Genomic DNA, 3,501 nt, shown 5'->3' on the forward strand with positions numbered 1-3,501 from the left:
TTGTTTATCATAACTTAAAGGCTCTATTTTAGGAAAAGGTTTGTTTAAATCTTGAGTGAGTAAAGTTTCACAAACTTCTTTAAAAGGTTTTTCTATAGTCCCTTCTATCCTAACCCCTCCTTCGGTGCAGTTGTAGGTGGCGGATGAGGAATTACCCTGTATAAGTTTTTCAAGAAAATTTTTGAAAAGCAACCATGCAAAAGAACTTTCTACAAATTCTTCTCCTCCATAGGCTAAAGTTGTGTATTTTCCAGCATCTTTTTTATAATATTCTCCCTTCTCTCCAGCATCGGTTAAATATGTATATTCACTAGAATGCGACTTCCCATCTTTGCCATAAGCTAAATCTTGTCCTATGAGGATGATATTTTTGTGTTCCAAAAATGTTGCAATTGTATATGCCACATGTGCCACGCTTGGAATATAAAATAAAAACTTGAATTCTTCCAAGCATAAATAAAATTGAAAATCAAGAGTTCTTTGAAAAAGGAGGTAGTCTCTATCATTACTTTCTAAAAATCCTATAGTTCTTGGATGAACGAGTGAGGCAAGGATAAATAAAATATCTTTATCAAATTCTTTAAAATCATTATTAAAATATTCTGATGTGTGAAAAACCCTTTCTAAAGAACAAACATAATCAGGCTTGATACCATGCTTTGCCAGTATAGGATAAGCACTATCAGCACAAAAAATTGTGGCTTTACTTGCGTATTCTTTAAGTAAAGGCAGTTGTTTAGTAAGGCTAGGTCCGGTTGAAACGATGATAGCTGTATCGCTAAGATTTGATCTTTTTTGAAGTAGGGTTGTTAAACTCGGATGTGTGATCATTTTTGGCAAAGTATAAACAAATTGTTCTATGCCTTGTAAAGCATCTAGCGGATCATTGCCACGATCTAATATAGCATCCCTAAAATTTTTCATGAGATTATTATTAACCTCTAAAATTTCTTCTTGATATTTTTCATAATAATCACTGCTAAGCTCTAAAAAATACACCCTAGAAAAGCTAAAAAAAGGATTGCAAGAGCATAAATCATGATAATCTTGAAGTTTTAAAGAATCAACATCAAGCAAGATGAGTTTATTTGCTTTTAGTTCTTGTGAAAAATCCACAAGATGAAACATAAGCCAAATGATTTCTAATTCTTTTTCAAAAACAACGATATGTTTAAGATTTTGATTTTGCAAAAGTGCTTTAAATAAAATTCCATTGCCAAAACCATAAAAATAAAGCACAGGATATAAAGCGTATTTTTCATTATAGGTATTTAGCATGGTGTTTAATTCTTGGAGGGTATTTTTATAAAGCAAAGCACTATCTCTTTTATCTTTTAAGTTGATATCTAAATTATCTTTGCTAAGTATGAGTTCATAGTGGGTATTTTTGATTTTATTTAGTTTTTCTTGTAAAATAGAATTTAAATTGCGTAAATTTTCTTCAAAAAGCTGATCTTGGGAAGGGTTATGCAAGGCATTAAGATTTTTTTTAAAAATTTTCTTTTGTTCAGAACTGAATTTCATAAAATCTCCTTTTGCAAGATATCGTCATTTTGATATTTTTCTAAAGCTTCTTTGATGATGTTATTTTGAGTTTCTAAATATCCAAGTCCTTGTAGCCACCAGTTTTTTTGACTGATAAGAAAATCTTTGATTTTTTCATTTTGCTCAAGATCGTTTAAAACTTCATAACGTAAAATTTCACATTCATTATGATAATAGATGGCTTGAGTGAGTTCGTTAAAGAGTTTTAATTTTTTAAATTCGCTAAAGAATTTCAAAAGATTTTTTTTGATTTTTTCTAAAGTTTGCAAATTCAGTTTAGAACGTGTCAATTCAAAATCAAGCTTTTTAAGCTCATTTTGGCATTTTTTGATGAATTCTTCACTTTGTAAAACATTTTTTTTAAGCAGTTTTTGAGTTTGCAAAAAGAGTTTTTGGATTTGATTTTTTTCTAAATTTTTTGGCATAGCAAAGGGTTTAGTAAGTGTTTCATCTAGCAAGCTTTCGCAAATTTCTTTAAAAGGTTTTTCTATAGCCCCTTCTATCCTAGCTCCTCCTTGGGTGCAGTTATAGGTAGTAATTTTTAATTTTTCTTTTACCCAAAAGATATCTTTTTCAAAGGCTTGACGGAATAAATTCCAAGTCAGTTGCGTTCTTACTTGTCCTTTGCCTCCATAAGCAGTGGTATAAACTTCCCCGTGTATTTCATCTCCTTGATTTCCATAGATGTGCTCTTTTGGATGGGAGCTTCCATCCTCTGCGTAAGCTAGATCTTGTCCTATTAGGATGATGTTTTCATGTCTTAAACTTGCAGCCAACTCATAGGCCATATTTGCAACACTTGCTCCAACACCAATATAGCCAAATTCTTTAAGTTTTAAAGAGATGGCAGAATGTAAAGGACGATGCACTAATAGATATTTTTTTTGATTTTTTTCTAAGTAGTGGATGGTGTTTTCGTGTGTTAAGGAAGCAATGATGAACAAAATGTCTTTATCGAATTCTTTAAAATCATTGTTAAAAAATTCTGAAGTGAAGGACACTCTTTCTAAGGATAAAACATAATCAGGCTTGATATCATGCTTTGCTAGTATGGGGTATGAAGAATCCGCTGCTATGATGGTGGCTTTACTTGCGTATTCTTTAAGTAAAGGCAGTTGTTTAGTAAGGCTAGGTCCGGTTGAGACGATGATGGCGTTTTTTGCCTTCGCTTTTCTTTCTTTTAAAAAGTTTTGAAAAACCCCATGGCTTAAAAGTTTAGGAAGATTGTTCAATACATGCTTGATCCCTACAATAGAATCATGCGGATCGTTTCCTTTGTTTAGGACGATAAAACGGATATTTGAAATCAAGACTTGATTAAGTTCTTGAATTTGACGAGTGTAAAATTTAAGATAAAAATCACTATGGGCAAAGAGATTAAAAATTTTAACGCTTTTATGTATATTTTCATACATAAAAAGGGTGCTAAGCTGTGCAGTGGTGATACTTGGAGTGTGAAAGAGTATGAGTTTTTCACTTTTTAATTCTTTAGTAAAATCAGTAAAATAAAAAGCCAAAGCTAAAATTTCAAGTTCATCTTCAAAGACGATGATGTGTTTATGGTTTTTATTTTCGCATAAGGCTTTGTAAAGTTTGCCATTTCCAAAGCCATAAAAAAACAAAACAGGATATTTTGAGTAGCTATTTTTATAAAAATTGAGATTTTCTAAAAGATCTTGATTGGGATTTTCATAGATTTTTTCTTGTGAGTTTGTGATGAAATTCAAACCCTCTTCATCTTGCTTTACTTGAAATTTTTCAAATTTTTGCAAAGCTCTTAATCTATAAGCTAAAATTTGATCGACTTCAAAAAGCGCTTGAGTGTTTTTTAAAAAAAGCTCTTTATCCATAGTTTAGTTTCACCTTCTCTTTCCATTTCTTCAAACCTCTTTGATCTAACTCATTTTCTAAAGGAGTGATATTTTCTATTAAAGCTTTTTCTTGTGCTTTGATATG

At 31.1% G+C, this 3,501-nt stretch carries 2 protein-coding genes; both read right to left on the bottom strand.

The window, feature by feature from the left end; translation table 11 throughout:
* The coding region (locus CQA76_RS08730) for a motility associated factor glycosyltransferase family protein (protein ID WP_137622995.1) at positions 1 to 1,524 on the bottom strand (1,524 nt) is incomplete at its 3' end.
* A complete protein-coding gene (locus tag CQA76_RS08735) occupies positions 1,521 to 3,395 on the bottom strand; it encodes a motility associated factor glycosyltransferase family protein (RefSeq protein WP_137622996.1) in 1,875 nt (624 codons plus the stop codon). The genes CQA76_RS08735 and CQA76_RS08730, both read right to left, overlap by 4 nt.
* Positions 3,396 to 3,501 lie beyond the last annotated feature (106 nt).

Origin of the sequence: Campylobacter aviculae, from assembly GCF_005406215.1 — a bacterium.
GTDB lineage: Bacteria > Campylobacterota > Campylobacteria > Campylobacterales > Campylobacteraceae > Campylobacter_D > Campylobacter_D aviculae.